This window comes from Oligella sp. HMSC05A10 (assembly GCF_001808335.1).
Lineage (GTDB): Bacteria > Pseudomonadota > Gammaproteobacteria > Burkholderiales > Burkholderiaceae_B > Oligella > Oligella urethralis.
This window is the reverse complement of record NZ_KV792927.1, coordinates 79021-97521: the sequence shown is the minus strand read 5'-3', so window position 1 is coordinate 97521 and position 18501 is coordinate 79021. Positions and strand designations below refer to the sequence as shown.

18 protein-coding genes and 1 tRNA gene are annotated in these 18501 nt (G+C 44.3%); 9 read left to right on the top strand and 10 right to left on the bottom strand.

What is annotated here, in order from left to right; translation table 11 throughout:
• Window positions 1–2: 2 nt before the first annotated feature.
• On the top strand, window positions 3–1349 hold the full coding sequence (locus HMPREF3144_RS06035) for a heme biosynthesis HemY N-terminal domain-containing protein (RefSeq protein ID WP_070476936.1): 1347 nt from the start codon (window positions 3–5) through the stop codon (window positions 1347–1349).
• Window positions 1350–1407: 58 nt separating this feature from the next.
• Entirely contained in the window at window positions 1408–1938 is a 531-nt protein-coding gene (gene ppa, locus HMPREF3144_RS06030) for an inorganic diphosphatase (protein ID WP_070476934.1), read from the top strand.
• A 147-nt stretch (window positions 1939–2085) separates the two neighbouring features.
• Here the strand turns inward: ppa and pntB are convergent, their stop codons facing one another.
• The 6 genes from pntB to HMPREF3144_RS06000 all read right to left on the bottom strand — a co-directional run bounded on the left by pntB (window position 2086) and on the right by HMPREF3144_RS06000 (window position 9621).
• A complete protein-coding gene (gene pntB / locus HMPREF3144_RS06025; RefSeq protein ID WP_070476932.1) occupies window positions 2086–3468 on the bottom strand; it encodes a Re/Si-specific NAD(P)(+) transhydrogenase subunit beta in 1383 nt (460 codons plus the stop codon).
• Window positions 3469–3478: 10 nt separating this feature from the next.
• Window positions 3479–5020 (bottom strand): Re/Si-specific NAD(P)(+) transhydrogenase subunit alpha, encoded by a 1542-nt coding sequence (locus tag HMPREF3144_RS06020; RefSeq protein WP_070476930.1) that lies wholly within the window; start codon window positions 5018–5020, stop codon window positions 3479–3481.
• A gap of 237 nt (window positions 5021–5257) precedes the next feature.
• Window positions 5258–6751, bottom strand: a complete 1494-nt coding sequence (locus HMPREF3144_RS06015) for a tripartite tricarboxylate transporter permease (RefSeq protein ID WP_070476928.1) — start codon at window positions 6749–6751, stop codon at window positions 5258–5260.
• On the bottom strand, window positions 6752–7234 hold the full coding sequence (locus HMPREF3144_RS06010) for a tripartite tricarboxylate transporter TctB family protein (protein ID WP_070476926.1): 483 nt from the start codon (window positions 7232–7234) through the stop codon (window positions 6752–6754).
• 71 nt (window positions 7235–7305) lie between these two features.
• Window positions 7306–8262: a Bug family tripartite tricarboxylate transporter substrate binding protein gene (locus tag HMPREF3144_RS06005; RefSeq protein ID WP_018026374.1), complete on the bottom strand. Its 957-nt coding sequence runs from the start codon at window positions 8260–8262 to the stop codon at window positions 7306–7308.
• A gap of 186 nt (window positions 8263–8448) precedes the next feature.
• A complete protein-coding gene (locus HMPREF3144_RS06000; RefSeq protein WP_070476924.1) occupies window positions 8449–9621 on the bottom strand; it encodes an alpha-hydroxy acid oxidase in 1173 nt (390 codons plus the stop codon).
• 136 nt (window positions 9622–9757) lie between these two features.
• Between HMPREF3144_RS06000 and HMPREF3144_RS05995 the strand changes: the two genes are divergently transcribed.
• A tRNA-Pro gene (locus HMPREF3144_RS05995) sits at window positions 9758–9834 on the top strand.
• 269 nt (window positions 9835–10103) lie between these two features.
• Here the strand turns inward: HMPREF3144_RS05995 and HMPREF3144_RS05990 are convergent.
• The 4 genes from HMPREF3144_RS05990 to HMPREF3144_RS05975 all read right to left on the bottom strand — a co-directional run bounded on the left by HMPREF3144_RS05990 (window position 10104) and on the right by HMPREF3144_RS05975 (window position 13146).
• Entirely contained in the window at window positions 10104–10643 is a 540-nt protein-coding gene (locus tag HMPREF3144_RS05990; protein WP_036557089.1) for a hypothetical protein, read from the bottom strand.
• Window positions 10644–10659: 16 nt separating this feature from the next.
• Window positions 10660–11598, bottom strand: a complete 939-nt coding sequence (locus tag HMPREF3144_RS05985; RefSeq protein WP_070476922.1) for a COG2958 family protein — start codon at window positions 11596–11598, stop codon at window positions 10660–10662.
• Window positions 11567–11818 carry a transposase gene (locus HMPREF3144_RS12015; RefSeq protein WP_083290406.1) on the bottom strand — a complete coding sequence of 84 codons (252 nt, stop codon included), beginning with the start codon at window positions 11816–11818 and terminating at the stop codon, window positions 11567–11569. Before HMPREF3144_RS12015 ends, HMPREF3144_RS05985 begins: the two co-directional genes overlap by 32 nt.
• A gap of 395 nt (window positions 11819–12213) precedes the next feature.
• Window positions 12214–13146, bottom strand: a complete 933-nt coding sequence (locus tag HMPREF3144_RS05975) for a LysR family transcriptional regulator (protein ID WP_070476918.1) — start codon at window positions 13144–13146, stop codon at window positions 12214–12216.
• A gap of 106 nt (window positions 13147–13252) precedes the next feature.
• On the opposite strand from HMPREF3144_RS05975, the gene maiA reads away from it, so the two are divergent.
• The 6 genes from maiA (at window position 13253) to HMPREF3144_RS05945 (ending at window position 18487) form a co-directional block, all read left to right on the top strand.
• Window positions 13253–13888, top strand: a complete 636-nt coding sequence (gene maiA / locus HMPREF3144_RS05970; protein WP_070476916.1) for a maleylacetoacetate isomerase — start codon at window positions 13253–13255, stop codon at window positions 13886–13888.
• Window positions 13889–13934: 46 nt separating this feature from the next.
• A complete protein-coding gene (locus HMPREF3144_RS05965; RefSeq protein WP_070476915.1) occupies window positions 13935–15149 on the top strand; it encodes a 3-hydroxybenzoate 6-monooxygenase in 1215 nt (404 codons plus the stop codon).
• An 11-nt stretch (window positions 15150–15160) separates the two neighbouring features.
• Window positions 15161–16192 carry a cupin domain-containing protein gene (locus HMPREF3144_RS05960; protein WP_070476914.1) on the top strand — a complete coding sequence of 344 codons (1032 nt, stop codon included), beginning with the start codon at window positions 15161–15163 and terminating at the stop codon, window positions 16190–16192.
• A gap of 23 nt (window positions 16193–16215) precedes the next feature.
• Window positions 16216–16902, top strand: a complete 687-nt coding sequence (locus HMPREF3144_RS05955; protein ID WP_070476913.1) for a fumarylacetoacetate hydrolase family protein — start codon at window positions 16216–16218, stop codon at window positions 16900–16902.
• Between the two features lie 77 nt (window positions 16903–16979).
• Window positions 16980–17945 (top strand): TRAP transporter substrate-binding protein, encoded by a 966-nt coding sequence (locus HMPREF3144_RS05950; protein ID WP_070476912.1) that lies wholly within the window; start codon window positions 16980–16982, stop codon window positions 17943–17945.
• 17 nt (window positions 17946–17962) lie between these two features.
• Window positions 17963–18487 (top strand): TRAP transporter small permease, encoded by a 525-nt coding sequence (locus HMPREF3144_RS05945; RefSeq protein WP_070476911.1) that lies wholly within the window; start codon window positions 17963–17965, stop codon window positions 18485–18487.
• Window positions 18488–18501 lie beyond the last annotated feature (14 nt).

Genomic DNA, 18501 nt, shown 5'->3' with positions numbered 1-18501 from the left:
CAATGAAAACAGTCATTAAATTACTCTTATTAATTGCGATTGCCGTGTTTGCAGCAGTTAGCCTGCAAGACACCAGCGGTTATGTCAGTCTAGTGATTAACGATGAGCGCCGTACGGTGAGTTTAATTGTCGGTGTACTGATTTTAGTACTGGCATTTTTTGTGGCTTATCTTATCCTACGCCTTATTTCACATCTATTGAATGCGCCGAAGCGCTTTGATGAGTGGCGTGAAAAGCGTCGTACACGTCGTGATTTAGGTCTACTGGAGCGCGGCTGGATGGGTTGGCTTGAAGGTCGTGTGGATGTGGCCGAAAAGGATTTTAATAAATTACATAGCAAAACGCATAGTGAGCAGCGTCAGGTCTTAGCCAGTTTGGCGGCCGCTAAAGCCGCTCATCAGGTTAATGATGAGTTAAAACGGGATGAGATGTTGGCATTAAGCTTGGAAAAGGCCGTCAGTTATCCTGAACTTTATGATGCAGCAGCCACGGTGAAGGCTGAAATCTTATTAGATCAGCGCAAAAGCGATGAGGCGATTCAGATTCTAGAAAAGCTTAATGAAGCGCATCCTAATCAGATCCATATTCGTAAACTGTTGCTACGTGCCTATAAGCAAGCGGGTCGTTTGCGTGAAGTGATCAAAGAAGCGCGTTATCTTCTTAAAAAGAAGAAAATCGATGTAAATTATGCTGAGAATCTGATTGAAACCTCGGCCAATACCATCATTGCTTCACCCTCTGAGATGCTGTGGGAGTCAGTCTATGAGCAACTCAGTAGCGAGGAACAAAGTAGTCCTGCGATTGCGATTTCTGCTTCACGCCGTTATGCCGATAGAAATGACTATAAGCAAGTGATGAAGGTATTAGAAAAGGCTTACGAGACTGAGTATAACCCATTGATTCTTGATGAGTATTTATCAGTCGAAGCCAAAGAATACCAAGCCCAACGCTTGTCTAAGGTACAAAAGTGGTTGGAGAATGATCCAGAAAACCCGGACTTATTGCGGGCAGCAGGTCATTTATGCCTATTAGAGCAATTATGGGGACAAGCCGAGCGCTATCTGACTAAAAGCTTGGCCAAAAAGGCTGATTCGCGTACCCATGCCTTATTAGGTACCTTATATGATCGTCTGTCTAAACCTGAAGAGGCGCTTAAGCATTGGCGTCAAGGTTCTTCTGCGGTGATTGTGTTGCCGGGTTCTGCTGCTTTACCTTCGGCAGACACCACGAACGATCCTTTGAATCCACCGGATATGAAGAACTTAGATGGACCGGACGATCATTTTATTTCATCACGGTCAAAACTGCAGACTATTAATAAAGATGAGATGCCAGAGGATAAAGCCTAAGCACGGCATCGCCTAATATATTCATTTTTTTATGTTTAATTGTAATTTGAGGTGAATTATGAGTTTAGTAAATGTGCCTGCTGGCAGCAAGACGCCTGATGAATTCAATGTGGTAATTGAAATTCCGATGAACTCTGATCCGATTAAGTACGAAATCTGTGAGGAAACCGGTGCGCTGTTAGTGGATCGCATTATGCTTGCAGCAATGCATTATCCTTTGAACTACGGTTATATACCGCAAACCTTATCTTTAGACGGTGACCCGGTTGATGTATTGGTTAAAACCCCGTATCCAATTCAAGCTGGTGCGGTAATTAAATGCCGTACCATCGGTGTCTTAGAAATGGAAGACGAAGCTGGTGTAGATGCTAAGCTAATCGCTGTGCCTGTAGACAAGCTTTATCCGGTTTATGCCTCCATTCAGTCGATTGAGGATTTACCAGAGCTTGAGCGTGCTCAGATTAAGCATTTCTTTGAGCACTATAAAGATTTAGAAAAGGGCAAATGGGTTAAAGTGACCGGTTGGAACACGGCTGAGGTTGCCAAAAAGGAAATCACTGCCAGTGTAGAGCGCTTTAATGCTAAATAAGCCATAGTAAGCATTAGGAGCTTATTAAATTGCAAAAGCCACATCCATTGGATGTGGCTTTTACTTTTGCCCTTAAGCTAGAAGACCTGTGGCATGTGTTAGTTAAAGGAGTAGGTTGAGACTTGCGCCTCAACCTATGCATTTACACTATGATTTTAAGGCATCCAGCACAGCCTGCATGGTGTCTTTCGCATCACCAAAGCACATATAGCTGTTTTCTTTAAAGAAAAGCGGGTTTTGAACGCCGGCATATCCGGTATTCATTGAACGCTTCAAGATGACGACGTTTTCTGCTTCCCATACATGGAGCACCGGCATACCAGCAATTGGGCTATTAGGATCCGTTTGTGCGGCAGGGTTGACTGTATCATTGGCACCGATCACTAGGACAACATCGGTATCAGCGAAGTCGTCATTAATTTCGTCCATCTCTAGCACGATATCGTAAGGCACCTTGGCCTCAGCTAATAACACATTCATATGACCCGGTAAGCGACCAGCGACGGGGTGAATCCCGAAGCGTACATTAACCCCCTGAGCACGCAAGGTCTCAGTGATTTGTGCTACTGGATACTGTGCTTGAGCGACAGCCATACCGTATCCCGGCGTGATAATGACGGATTTAGAGCCTTTAAGCAATTCAGCGACTTCCGTGGCGCTCAACTCACGATACTCACCGTCCTCTTCGCCAGCGGCGGCAGCCGTACCATCGGTACCAAAACCACCGGCAATCACGGAGATAAAGGAGCGATTCATGCCCTTACACATAATGTAAGAAAGGATAGCACCAGAGGAACCCACTAAGGCACCGGTAACAATCAAGAGATCATTGCCTAGCATAAAACCGGCAGCAGCGGCAGCCCAACCGGAGTAGGAGTTAAGCATCGAAATCACCACCGGCATATCGGCACCACCGATTGAGGCTACCAAGTGCCAACCAAAAGCCAGTGCGATAAGGGTCATCACAATCAAGGCCAAGGTCGAGCCGTCTGCCTTAATAAATGCAATTAAGAGCAAGAATGACAGAATGAGGGCGGCTAAGTTGAGCTTATGCTTGTGCGGTAGGGATAAGGGCTTACTGCTGAGCTTGCCGTTTAGCTTGCCAAATGCCACAATGGAACCGGTAAAGGTCACGGCACCGATAAAGATACCTAAAAATACCTCCACTAGGTGGATATTGTGCATCTCAGGCGATACGGCGGCACGATCCATGTAGCTGTTAAAGCCGACAAAGACAGCGGCTAAGCCCACAAAGCTGTGAAGAATCGCGATCAACTCAGGCATCTCAGTCATTTCAACGCGTTTGGCGCGGTAAATACCGATCGCTGCACCGAGTAGCATAGCGATTAGAATCCATGCAATGCCATGCGTTTGCTCACTGAAAATCGTTGTGAATAAAGCGATGCTCATACCAGCCATACCGAAGATATTGCCACGACGGGCAGTCTCTTGGTTAGATAGACCGGCCAAGCTTAAGATGAAAAATAATGCTGCAATAATATAAGCAGCGGTTACTAATCCTGCTGACATAATCTATTCCTTAGCCTTTACGAAACATATTAAGCATCCGTCGGGTCACATAGAAGCCCCCGAAGATATTGATGCTGACGAGGAAAACGGAGATAAAGGCCAAGAAACTGGCAAATCCGTTAATATTGGACATCTGAATCACCGCACCCACAATAATAATGCCGGAAATGGCATTGGTGACGGACATCAGTGGCGTATGCAATGCATGGGTGACATTCCAAACGACATAGTAACCAACTACGCAGCTGAGCATAAAGACGGTTAAGTGATTGAGAAACTCTTGTGGTGCATAGTGGCTTGCCCATAGGTAAATCAATACACCAATCACCAGTAAGGCGAGTTTTTGCCATAAAGGCTTAGGCGCTTTTTCAGGCTTGGTGGCTGGGGCAGCCGCTGGAGCAGCTTGCTGTTGTGGTGCTGCCGAAACCTGAATCGGTGGCGGTGGGAACATAAGCTCACCTGCATGGGTGACGGTCATATTACGAATAATCACATCATCAAAATCAAGCACCGCTTGACCGTCTTTGGCTGGGGTAATGAGCTTAGATAGGTTAACTAAGTTGGTAGAGTAGAGCTGTGATGACTGACCGGCTAAGCGATTAGGCAAGTCGGTGTAACCAATCACAGTGACATTATTGTCCGTTACAATGACTTCACCCGGCACCGTGTATTCACAGTTACCACCACCTAAAGCGGCTAAGTCCACGATCACAGAGCCCGGTTTCATGGAATCCACCATCTCCTTGGTGATGAGCTTAGGTGAAGGCTTACCGGGAATCGCAGCGGTGGTAATGATGATATCAACCACTTTTGCCTGTTCAGCAAAAAGCGCCATTTCGGCTTTGATAAATTCATCACTCATCACCTTGGCATAACCGTCACCGGAACCACCGGCCTCCTGTGGGAAGTCCAATTTAAGGAACTCGCCACCCATGGATTCAATCTGCTCGGCGACCTCTAAGCGAGTATCGAAGGCCTTAACAATGGCACCGAGTGAACCAGCTGCACCAATGGCGGCCAGACCGGCAACGCCCGCACCGATCACCAATACTTGAGCAGGCGGTACCTTGCCGGCTGCGGTAATTTGACCCGTAAAGAAACGGCCAAAATGATGGGCTGCTTCAATCACAGCGCGATAGCCGCTAATATTTGCCATGGAGGAGAGAACGTCCATTGACTGGGCACGTGAAATACGCGGCACCATATCTACCGCCATGGCGGTGATTTTTTTAGCGCGAAGTTTTTCCACTAGCTCAGGGTTTTGTGCAGGCTGCACAAAAGAGACTAGGATCGTCCCTTCATCCATCGCGTCAATTTCGGCGTCGCTAGGCGCATTGATTTTGTAAACGATGTCACTTTTAAATACATCGTCGCGACTGACTACGCTCGCACCGGCTTCGGTGTAGGCGGCGTCGTCAAACTTTGCAAGCTGACCGGCGCCACTTTCTACCGCTACGTCATAACCGAGCTTAATGAGTTGTGTCACAGTCGTCGGTGTGGCCGCTACACGGGTTTCACCGGCGAATTGCTCCTTAGGAATCCCTATTCTCATCAATTCATACCTCGTTAAGATTAAAAGAAATCAAATGGTAAACATAAAAACTATCTTTCCCTAATAAATGATCATACTATAGGATTGTGCTCTGATGAGAGCAGATGTAGCTTTAAGTTGCTTATTTTTGACTAAATGTAAATAGCCGATACGTGTTTAATCGGCCGCTTTATCAAGGCATAGTAGAGATGGTCGCTAAGCGCTTTCCTATGCCTTGATGGCGATTATTTAAATTAATCAAGCTGCGTTTTTTAAGCGTTTAATTAGAATTGGCACGAACATAAATAGGACAGCGATACTTAAGAGGATGATGGAGAGTGGGGTCTCTAAAAGTACCATTGGATTGCCTTGAGCTGCCGCTAAGGCCACGCGCAACTGATTTTCTGCCATTGGCCCTAAAATAAGACCGATTAAGAGTGGCGCAATTGGAAAGTCATAGACCCGCATGACGTAGCCCATTAGTCCAATAGCGACCATACAATACAAGTCAAACGTAGAGCCAGATACGCCCCAAATACCGATCATTGCAAAGATTAAAATGCCCGCATAGAGTTGCGGTTTGGGAATTAAGAGTAATTTTACCCACATGCCGATCAATGGTAGATTCAACACTAATAGCATGGCATTACCGATATAGAGGGAGGCAATTAGCCCCCAAATTAACTCGGGATTGGAGCTAAATAAAAAGGGTCCAGGTTGAAGACCATAGTTTTGAAAGGCTGCAAGTAAAATCGCCGCCGTCGCTGAGGTCGGTAGACCTAAGGTCAACAAGGGTACAAGCACGCCTGCAGCGGAGGCGTTATTTGCTGCTTCTGGTCCCGCGACGCCCTCGATGGCACCGGTGGTACCGAATTCCTCCTTGTGGCGGCAGAGCTTTTTCTCTAGTGTATAGGAGAGCATTGTTGGAATCTCAGAACCACCGCCCGGAATGGCACCCATGGGAAAGCCGATAAAGGTGCCTCGTAACCAGGGCTTCCAGGAACGTCGCCAATCCTCCGCACTCATCCAACGTTTACCCTTGTTGATGCCGGTAATCTCGTCCTTTTGTTGATGATAACGACTGGCCACATAAATCACTTCACCAACCGCAAAGAGTGATACCAACACCACCGTTAATTCCATGCCATCAAGTAAAGAAGCAGCACCGAAGGTCATACGCGGCTGACCGGTCATGTGGTCAATGCCAATTACGCCAAAGGCTAAACCGATAAAGAGTGAAATAAAGCCGCGAACCCGTGAGGTACCCATCACCACTGAGACCGAGGTAAATGCCAAAACGGTGAGGGCAAAATAATCCGCTGGCTTCATAAAAAACGCCAGTTCAGCCACGGTCGGAGCGGCAAAGGTTAACATCATGGTCGCAAAGGTACCAGCCACAAAGGAGCCGATGGCAGCAGTTGCTAAGGCAGCGGCAGCACGACCATGGCGAGCCATTTTATTACCCTCCAGCGCCGTCATCATCGAGCCGGCTTCGCCCGGGGTATTGATAAGGATACTGGTGGTGGAACCGCCATACATGGCACCGTAGAAGACACCAGCAAACATAATAAAGGCCGATACAGGCCCCACGGAAATGGTCACTGGAAGGAGTAAGGCGATGGTGAGGGCAGGGCCGATGCCCGGTAAAATACCAATCGCAGTGCCTAGCATCGAACCGACCAAAGCCCACACTAAGTTCATGGGCTGAAAGGCGACTCCAAAGCCTTGCAGCAGTAGATTAATCGTTTCCATCTAAACACCTATGAAGGGAAAGAATTCACCCAGCTGTAAACCTAGATAACTAAAGAGTAGCCAACTTAATGTGCCGAGTAGTAAACCACTGATAAGATCTAGTAGTAATTTGTGTGAGCCGAAAGCGCGTGCAATCAGTGTAAAGCTCAACATGGCGGTCAGTGGTAAACCGAGTAGGCTAATGGTCAGTGCTGGCATCAGGCAGCCCAAGCTTGCGGTCAGAAATGCGCGCTTATTCATGGGCGTGTCGCCGGCGGCGTTTTCCGTGTCTTGCGCTTCGAATTTTTCACCGCGAGCAATTTGTATGGTTAATAAAATGCCCAAAATGACTAAGCCCAGTCCGGCCAGATTGACAAAAAGTCCAGGACCGATACCAGCGTATTGGGCGGTGCTGGACAAGCTACCAGCACTATACAGGCAGATTGCCCCTAAGATGATAACGGCGGCGCCAAGCCACCAAGGTTTGCTGTTGTTATCTTGCATAAGAGATAGCCCTTGATTTAAATAAAAAAGGCCGGTCGCTGATGAAGTCGCCGGCCTTATGCAGAAGCTGATTATTTAATTAAGCCGGTGTCTTTGAGGACGCCGTTGATACGCTCTTGTTCCGCTTTGATGAACTCACCGAACTCGTCTCCGGCCAAGAAAAACTGATCCCAACCTTGAGTTTTCATGGTTTCTTTCCAAGCCTCGCTATTGTTTAACTGCTCGAAGCGGCTAATCCATTGGCGGTAGTTTTCCTCCGGCATATTAGGTGCGCCTAAGAAGCCACGCCAGTTAGCTAGCTCGATATCAAAACCTTGCTCTTTAAAGGTAGGCACATCAAGCCCCTCCATACGCTCGGCAGAGGTAATGCCTAAAATCCTAACCCGACCCATGTCGGCGAACTGTTGGAACTCGGAAATACCCGAAATACCAGCAGCTAAGGTGCCGTTAACAATGCCAGTAATGGTTTCTGTACCGCCGGCTTGTGGGATGTAATTAATCTTACCCGCATCGGCACCGCTCGCTTTAGCTAATAAGGCAAGTGCCACGTGATCAATGCCGCCGGCTGAGCCACCGCCCACAGGGACTGAGCCTGGGTTTGCTTTGAGTGCAGCAGCAAACTGCTCAAGGTTTTGGTAAGGTGAGTCAGGGCGTACGGCCAGTACTAGGAACTCGGCCGTTAAACGGGCCATGGGCTTGAAATCCTCTAATTTAATTGGGGAGTTATTCATGGTGATCGAACCCACCGTGATGGCCCCGAAAACCGCTAGCTCGTCAGGCTTGCCATTGGCCTTGTTTTTGAATTCAGCTAAACCGATCGTGCCACCAGCCCCGCCGCGGTTCGTGTAGTTAACTGTGCCAGTGTAGATACCAGCTTTATTCATGGCGGCCATGGCTTGACGGCCGGTCCCATCCCAGCCACCACCGGGGTTGGCGGGTAGCATCACGCTAACTTGAGCGTGTGCGGTGGCAGCTACTAATAGGCTACTTATTAGCGTAGCTTTTATGACTTTAGTATGGATTTTCATGGGACCTCCTAAGGTAACAATGAAACGAGTTTGGGATTTTATTTAAGAATTCATTATTGCGGTTTTATTTTGCCAGTGCTGTGTTTGTGATGGCTTTAGGGATAAACCCCTGTTTGGGCAGTTGAGACGTGCTAAAACAGGGGTGAGGATTGATGCTGTGTATCAGTGAAGTCGCTGGGATGAGTTTTAGACTTTGATACTGTCAGGGTTGAGTAGGATGGCGCGATCAACCTGATCAAGTTGAGTGTGCCCACAAAACGCCATACTCACATCCAGCTCATTGGCGAGGATGTTTAAGGCTTTTTCTACCCCTGCTTGGCCAAAGGCCGCTAATCCATATAAAAAAGCGCGACCAATCATGACGCCATCGGCGCCTAGGGCTTTAGCTCTGAGAATGTCCTGGCCCTGATAAACACCGCCGTCCATATAGACTTCCATCTGACTTCCATGTTGCGTCAAGCTCTCCACAATAGGCTCCAAAGCTGAAATGGAAGAGGGAGCACCATCCAGTTGACGGCCACCATGATTGGATACCACAATGGCATCGCCCCCATGTTGATGCGCAAGTAGTGCATCTTCTTTACACATAATGCCTTTTAGAATCAGTGGCCCGTCCCACACCTCTTTAATCCACGCAATATCATTCCAATTGAGTTGAGGATCGAATTGATCGGCAGTCCACGAAGCGAGCGATGAGGTATCGGCAACACCGCTGACATGGCCGACAATATTACCGAAACTGCGTCGTTTGGTTTTACTCATATGCCAACACCATTCGGGACGTCTTAGCAAGTCGAGTAAATTAAGCATGGTGGGTTTAGGTGGGGTACTTAAACCGTTTTTGATGTCTTTGTGACGCTGTCCCATTACTTGTAAATCAAGCGTCAGCACCAAGGCTGAACAACCCGCAGCCTTTGCGCGACCAATGAGCCGGCGCATAAAATCGCGGTCTTTCATCACATAGAGTTGGAACCAAAAGGGCTTTGTGGTGTTTTCAGCTACATCTTCAATGGAGCAAATGCTCATGGTTGATAGGGTAAAGGGTACACCAAATCGTTCGGCGGCTTTGGCGGCAAGAATTTCCCCATCCGCACGCTGCATTCCCGTCAGTCCGGTCGGGGCCAAGGCTAAGGGCATGGCATAGTCAGTGCCCAGTAATTTGCCTTTGATGCTGCGGTTACTTAAATCGCGAGCGACTTTCTGCAGAAATTTTAATTTTTGAAAATCGGCGACATTGGTACGATAGGTGCTCTCGGTAAATGAGCCGGTATCCATGTAGTCATAGAACATGCGGGGCACTTTGAATTTGGCCACTTTACGAAGATCGTCGATGCAGGTGATTTTATTGATATTGAACATAAGAATGGTTAATTACTTTTCAAATGGAAATTGTCACTTTAAGATTAAATTTAATACGCAGCAATGGCTTTGTCCAGAATAACTTGCTTTTTAATTTAAAATATCCTAGAATCAATGCTTCTCTAATAAGAGCAGTCGGGGCGTAGCGCAGTCTGGTAGCGCACTTGCATGGGGTGCAAGGGGTCGAAGGTTCGAATCCTTCCGTTCCGACCAATAAAATCAAGGGTTTACAGCATATCGCTAGTAAGCCCTTTTTTTGTTTTTGGTGTTTTATCTAAACATTTATCTAAACAAAGTTTTTTATAGAAACACCTGTTTCTGATTTGTTTTGTCTTTTATCTAACCGCTTTGGTATTTTTTCTATTCTCTGCGGTTAGAAAATAACTTTATTGGTTCCGACTAGTGGATTTTAGGCTTACAATCTGTGCTGTAGCCCTTTTTTATGGGTTATCGATAAGTTATCTAGTGCATGTAGAGTACGCTTAGGAACCTAATAATTGCTGCATTTGCGCATCAATCTCTTGAGCCTGTCTACGAAAGTTTTGCTGCTTTTCCCGACTCCGTTTAATAATTTCCCATAATTCACCAACTTTTTCCTTGTTGCCGTTGTTTTTGTAGTGAGTAGTCTGCTGTAGCATCTCTGTAATCATCTTTTCCAAATGCTCGACTTCGGCTGTTAAGTAGCTTAAGCGAACCGAGTAAGCATTTAGGCAATTAGCTTTTTCTTGTTGTTCTATTTGTTTTCGTAACGCATCTGCTTGCAATGTTTGGGCATCAGTGGATGCTTTTAATTCTCTACCTTGTAAAAGTATAGCAATCAGTCCTAGCACAATGGCTATTGAATTGAATAAACCATCCAGTGTACCCATGGCTTCACCAAGAAGAGCAAAGCTATTTGGTAACTCCAATTGTGTTAAAAAATCCGGCAACCACGCATTGGGTATAACGCCAGTCAATAATGCGATAGTTAGCAGCCACAGCACTATAAAGGCGGCAAAAACCAAAGTAATATAGAATCTCATATTCTCATGTCAATACTTATTTATTCCACACGCTTTTTACCAAGCGCCCAGTTTGGCTATAGATACCCACCTGCTCAATAAAGCGTTGAAAGTCGGTATTTTCACTGACAATACGGTTAACCGATTGCCAATCAATATTAGTACGTTCACGGGCAGGGATCAAGATTTGGCTGTCGAATAATGACTGGGTGTTTAATAGCAGTACGCCTATGCCATGTAGGCTGCCAAGCATTTGTAACTCTGGTTCAACGTCGTTATTTAAGCCCGTGGCGACCAAATAACCAAAATTTGCCCAAGTGGAATTAGATACCGCTTGGAAAAAGCTCTCTCGAACATTACCTTTAGTCAGGTGCTTTTTTACCTCAAAAGACCAAAGACGCACGGAGCTGTTGTTACCGTAGCGTACACAATCTTTCACAACGGGATCCCAATGTTGATCAAGCGGTTCTACGGCAACTACATCAGGGTGTAACCAGTGATTACCGCCGCTACCGTGGCTGTTTTTAGAGGTTTTTTCATTAATGCGCTGGCAGTAAAGACCATGTTCTTTATGCAAAAACTCAATTAGGAGAGGGTACAGTTCCTGCTCACTGTAACTGGGTGTCAGTACGGGCAAATCGATTTCTTGAGCGTTTTCATCAGCATCAATTTCATTATTAAGCTCATCTCTTTGTTGTGGATTTGCATCCCAGTAGTATAGACGTGGCCTAGGCTTGTCTTGCGTCGCAATATTGGCGCACCGTTTTTTAGCTTCGACTGTGCGCTCGCCACCAATTTCTGCGGCTAACTGAACTAAGAGTTTTTCTTTGGTATCAAAGCGAGGATTGCTTTGCTTTTCAGCCATTTCTGTGGGGTACCGCTTTAGAAATTCAGCTGCCAAATCACGGGCAGTAAACCGTTGCATTGGATTATCACGCAAGGTTTCAATAATCATTTCTACGCGAGTTTTGTTCATTGCACGTCCTTATTAACCAACTCTTTTCCTTAAGTAACTCCTTTATTGCCTCGGAAACTAGCCGCTCCTCAGCATAAAGCTTCTTAAGCCTCGCATTCTTTTTATGTAGGCGTTTTAGCCCATTAAGCATTGATGAGTCCATGCAGGCATATTTGAAACGCCATTTGTAAAAAGCAGATTGGCTCATGCCGTGCTCACGACACAAATCAGCAACGCTCATGCAGCCTCGTGATTTAAATTTAGTAGGTGACAACTATCCTGACATAGAGAGGTCTGACCTACATCCTGCCAGACTAGCTTTATCGGAGTGTCTAAATAGAGCGATTTAAACGAACTGTCCGTGAATAGCTTTTAAATTTTTAAATATCTACATTTTTGACTCATTGGAGCAAGCTGAGCTGTTAGTCACTCAAAGACAACAGCAGTAAAACCATGCGCAGTCTAACATGACTATAGCTGGTGTATCCTTGCAGCTTGTGTGAGTTTAAAGCTATATCATTACGCTAAAGAGTGTATTTAAGAATAGGCATATAATACTGTGACCTACACCTAGTAGATTGCAAAACACAGAACATGGCATTCTAACACTTTTTAAGTCAAAAACGTTAAAAATAACTAACCAAAATTCAATAATTTTGCAGCTCGATGTAAGCAGTCTACAAAGTCTTGCATCAAGTAGGTATTTAACTGATCTACCAAATAGATCATACCGATGGAGCCGGGATGAATAGTTTTGAGTTTTGCCATTTGTATGATGCTTATCAAGTTAGTTTTGATTAAAGAATGAACTACTGACTCAGAGGCTGCGGAGATGTAATCACTATTTTGCATCAAATTTAGATTCATAAAAAAGGAATTAGACTGGATGTAGTAATCGATAGTGTTGATACCAGCAATGGTTAATAGTCTATCTAGTTGCTTGCGAATAGGTGTTTCTTTAGGCCAGATGATCCATGGGTATTCTTTTAATGCAGTCCAGGGCACATTTTTTTGTTTAGCAAGGGGGTGATCATAGCGACCAATAATTTTGACATGATCCTCATATATAACTTCACTCATGGTCAAGGTGTCTGGTGAATAATTATCCAAGCGACCGACCACTATATCTAAACGGTCTGTATGCAATTGTGGTAAGAGCTCCTGCATCAAACCTTCTCTAACAACAATTTTGACATTAGGCTGTAATTGTTGAAATATTGTCACTGCTAAAGGAATTAATGTGGGGGCACAGGCGGGTGTAATACCGATTCTGAAGGTTCGTGATGAGCCTATCTTAAGTGCGTGCAAATCTTCTTCCACCCGTTCAAGATTTTTAAGAATACGGTGTGCATATTCAATAAAGATTAGCCCGGCTGGAGTGGGTTTCATGCCTTTGCCAGTACGTTCAAACAATTCTGTACCGCTTTCAGTTTCGATTTCATTCAGCCAACGGGATAAAGCGGGCTGAGTAATATGTAGGCGTTCTGAGGCCTTAGTAAGACTGCCCGTCTCATCAAGGTATACCAAGAGTTGTAAATGTTGGAATTTGAGATTCTTAAATATGTTCATAGGTTATGTTTTGGTATGCGGTTTCATTATATCTGTATGATAACAAATCACTGTTAAAAAGCTCCTCTAAGTACTAATATCTTCTTTATAAATAATGGAGTTAACAATGCAACTATATAGTTTCTTTAATAGTTCTACGTCTTATCGTGTACGAATTGCTCTGGCAATTAAGGGGCTTGAGTATAAATACCTGCCATTAAATATCCGTATAGGAGAGCAGTGGCAACAGTCATTTAATAGTCTCAATCCCATGATGGGAGTACCTGTGTTAGAGGATGAAGGCTTTCGTTTAACACAATCAATGGCCATCCTTCAATACCTCGATGAAAAATACCCTGAACCTAAACTGCTACCAACCGAGATAGAGGAAAAGGCTAGGATTCTGTCTTTTTGTAATATTATCGCTTGCGATATGCATCCAGTTAACAATATGAAGGTATTGAAGTATTTAACACAGGAGTTGGGAGTTAGCGAAGACCAAAAGAATCGCTGGTATCAACACTGGATTACTATGGGTTTTAACGGGGTAGAACGTCAATTAGAACAAAGCTATACAGGCACTTTTTGCTTTGGTGAACACTTAAGTTTGGCTGATGTATGTTTAATTCCTCAATATGCCAATGCGTATCGTATGGGTTGTGACCTCGATGAGTTTGTTTTATGCAAAAAAGTCTATGACTATTGCACGGAATTGGAGGTATTTAAGGAAGCAGCGCCGAAACAGCAACCGGACTTCATTTAATAAATTATGTGAGATTTTTACTATAAATATCTAAAAGGAGAAAAACTTGAATACCAATAAGCAAAAAGTCATCATTGCCGGTGGTGGCATTGGTGGATTAGCTGCCGCCCTAGGTTTGGCTGAGTTGGGTTTGTCGGTCGTTTTGATTGAGCGTGCCCCTGAGTTTAAAGAAATTGGTGCCGGTATTCAATTGGGTCCTAACGCCTTTGCTGCACTTGATGCACTGGGTGCGGGAGATTTGGCACGTTCCAGAGCAGTATATACCGATCAAATTATTATGAAAGATGCGGTGGATGCTAAGACGCTAGTTCAATTTGATACAGCTGAACGTTTTCGAGAACGTTTTGGGAATCCATACGGCGTGATCCATCGGGCTGATATTCATGGTTCATTATTAGAAAACCTTGAAAAGAAAAATAATGTCGAATTTTACCCTTCCACTGAAATTGTTGATTACGAAGAATTGGTAGATGGGGTGAACGTCTTTACAAGCAATAAGCAGGAGTTTCAGGGTGATATTTTAATCGGTGCGGATGGTGTGCGTTCGGTTGTCCGCCAAAAGTTGATTGGCGACCCAGCAAGAGTCAGCGGTCATGTAGTGTATCGTGCAGTTGTGTCACAAGATAGGATGCCAGAGGAACTTCGTGTGAATGCGCCTTTCCTATGGGCAGGTCCACATTGTCACTTAGTTCATTATCCGTTACGTGGTGGCAAAGAATATAATTTAGTAGTTACATTCCATAGTCGTGAACAGGAAGAGTGGGGTGTAAGAGAAGGATCGCGCGACGAAGTGCTGTCTTATTTCCAAGGGATTCATGATGTTCCGGCGAAGTTGCTTGATTTGCCCACATCATGGATGCGTTGGGCCACGGCTGACCGTGAACCAGTAGAACGATGGGGTAGTGATCGCGTACAAATTCTCGGTGATGCTGCACACCCCATGATGCAGTACATGGCTCAAGGCGCATGTATGGCCCTCGAAGATGCTGTTACGTTGGCAGAAGCAGTGCGTGAAAAAAACTTTAATTTTAAAGAAGCTTTTGCTTTATACGAGTCGCTACGTATTCCTCGTACTGCGCGTGTGGTGTGGAGTACGCGTGAGATGGGTCGAATTTATCACGCAAAAGGTGTTGAAAGACAGGTTAGAAACGGTCTTTGGTCGCACCGTACACAAGAAGAGTTCTATGATGCCATTAGTTGGCTTTATAGCTGGGATCTAAAAAATTGCTTGAAGCAATCTCAAGAATGGCAATTAAAGTAGGGAGAAAAACTATGAGTCAATTAGGTACATTAGACGAGTTACCTCAGGACTATCGAGATAGTCTTGAAAAAAACAATTTGGTGCCATTATGGCCGAATATGCGAGCTGTGTTGCCCCACGGTAAACCTACTCGTCATACTGAAACTACTTTGTGGCGTTACGAAGACGTTCGTCCACTTCTTATGCGTGCCGGTGAGTTAACCCCTATGGAGAAGGCTGAGCGTCGCGTCTTGGTTTTATCGTGTCCTGGTCACGGATTGGAGAATATGCAAGCAACCCCAAGTATTTACATGGGGATGCAGTTGATTTTACCAAATGAAAATGCACCTAACCATAAACACACACCAAATGCTGTGCGTATTATCGTTGAGGGTGAGGGGGCCATTACAGTAGTTGATGGTGAGCCATGCCGTATGGAACGGGGTGACTTGATTTTGACACCATGTGGTCAATGGCATGAACACACACATGCGGGGAGCGAACCGATTGTATGGTTGGATGTCTTAGATTTGCCGTTAATTTACTATTTAGAGTGTTCATGGGCGATTGAGGGGAGTTCACAAACGCTACACCGTGACAATGATACTTCAGACACAGAGTATAGTTCTGCCGGTATAGTCCCCGATATGGAGGGGATTTCAAAAAATCTCAAAACACCACAACTTCGCTTCCCTTGGAATCGAACGAAAGAGAGTTTGGATAAATTAGCTAAACAATACATTAATCATGACTATGCTTTAGTTCGTTACATTAACCCTGAAAATGGTGCAAGTGTGTTCCCGACCATTGGTTTCGGTGCGATTCGACTTAATCCTCAGTCGGAAGCGATACTACCTAAGCAAACATCGGGTCGTATTTTTCATGTTGTTGAAGGTCAAGGCACGATGCAATTGGCTGTAGAAAACAAGCTAGCATGGGGTGAAAAAGATACTTTGGTGGCACCTGGTTACGAAAATATCACTTTTACAAATACTGGTAATGAGGCGGCTTATTTGATTTTTGCTGACGAGATGCCATTGCACAACTATTTAGGCGTTTATTAAAGACTTTTTAAAAGGATATATTTATGACAATCTTCAAAGAAAGAGTTAGCCCTTCATTAACTGTTAAAGATAGCGAGATAAAAATTCCTATATATCGTATTTTCTGCGTTGGGCGCAACTATCATGCACATGCAGCTGAAATGGGTGTATCAGTTGATAAAACTAAGAACGAGCCATTTTATTTCTTAAAGCATCCAAATAGCTATGTGCCTAGCGGTAGTTCAATTGATTATCCCTTATCAACATCTAACTATCACTACGAAATGGAATTAGCCATCGTGATTGGTAAAGAAGGCGTGAACATTGAGCGAGAAAAAGCTTGGGATTATGTGTATGGATTTGCGTGTGCTTTAGATATGACACGTCGTGATCTGCAGTTGATTGCGCGCGAAACTAGCAGACCTTGGGATTTAGGCAAGGATTTCGAACAATCTGCTGTGATCAGCGAAGTGGTCAGACTTGATCCTGCTCAGGTTGAAAAATCACAAATCAAGTTAACAGTAAATGGTGAAACTAAACAGGACTCTACTATTGATTTGTTAATTTGGAATATTCCTGAGATTCTTGAGCACTTATCTAAGTTTTATCATTTGGAGCCAGGTGATGTGATCTTAACTGGTACTCCGGAAGGAGTAGGTCCCGTTGTAAGTGGTGACTGTTTAGAAGGTTCAATAACAAATGTTGGCTCAATTTACTTGAATATCAAATAGTTTTATAAAGTTTGAGGGATAAAGACTGACTCTATAAAGAGTCGTTCTCTGTCCCAAAACATATTAAGGAGACACAGATGAAAAAATGGTCAAATCTTGCTCTTGGTCTAATGATCGGTTTAGGCGTTGTTGCTAGCTCACAAGCTGCCACGTACCGCATGGCGATGGTAACACCTCCGACCCATAATTGGACTAAAGTATCTGAACAAATGAATACAGAACTAAAAAAGATTAACGGTGGAAAAAATCAAATTCGTATTTTTCCGCTTAGTCAGTTAGGCACTGATAGTCAAGTGATCACCACGATGCAAACTGGTGGTGTTCAATTAGCTGTACTCACTAGCACGTCACTTTCTACTCGTGTTCCAGAATTTAATGCATGGTCAATGCCTTTTATCATTGATGATATTGAGCATGCTTATGCAGCAGCAAAGTCAGATAGTGGACAGGAAATGTTGAAATTGCTAGAAACACAAGGTCTTATCGGTATTGGTTATACCTTTGCTGGAATGCGGCAAATATTAAGTATAAAACCCGTTCACAGTGTGGATGACTTTAAGAACATGAAAATACGCTCAGTCCCTTCTGAAGTATACAGTGAATTCTGGCGTAAATTGGGTGCGGCACCAACGGCATTAGATCCGGCTGATATCATTTCAGCACTTAACACTAATCTTTTAGATGCGGTTGATGCAGACTTTGATTTGGCAGTAAGCATGAAGTATCAGGAGCAAGCGCCGAATCTGGTGGTAAGTAATCATATGCCTTTCCCAGGTGTGATTGTAGCCTCAAAGCGCTGGTGGGATACTTTAAATGATAAGGATAAACAAGACATTATAACTGCCTTCGAAAACGTAGAGCGTTGGGGAGTAGATCAACAAATTGAGGCTGAAAAAAACAATCTTGAAAAACTACAAGAAGATGGTGCAAAGATCATGGATATTGATATTACGGCCCTAAAAGATGTTGGTAAGCAGATGGTCGAAGATTACTCTGCCAAGTATCCATTAATTAAGAAGTTTTACGAAGAAAATAAAAAATAAGTTCGAATTGAGCCGCTATGTTTAATCCAAAATCATATTTAAATAAAGTTAATGATTTAATCGCTAAAGCAGAAGCTGTTTTAATTGTTATTTTTATGGCTTTACTGGTACTTATCATGGTGGCTCAAGTCGCCTTGCGTTATCTCTTCAATAGCCCGCTTTTTTGGGCGGAAGAGATATCGCTGCAGTTACTTATCGTGATTACCTTTTTCGGCGTATCTTATTTGACTTACAAGAAAAATCTTTTGCAAGTCGATTTGTTGCAGCATTACTTGTCAACTAGGATGAAAAAAGTTGTTAACTTTCTGTTGCTTTTAATGAATTTTTTTCTCTTGTTGTTTTTAGCTTATTTATACATTAATTGGGTTGGTGAGCCGTTAGTCCGAGCGGATGTTTCAGGTACCACCGGTTTGCCGCGTTGGCATAACTATGGTGTGGCCGCAGTCGCTATTTGTTTTATGGCTTTTCATCAGTTTATAAACGTTTTTAACGCGATTTTCGGTCAGCCTGAACTGGCGAAAGACGTTAAGGGTTTGATATAGCACTATTAAAGGAA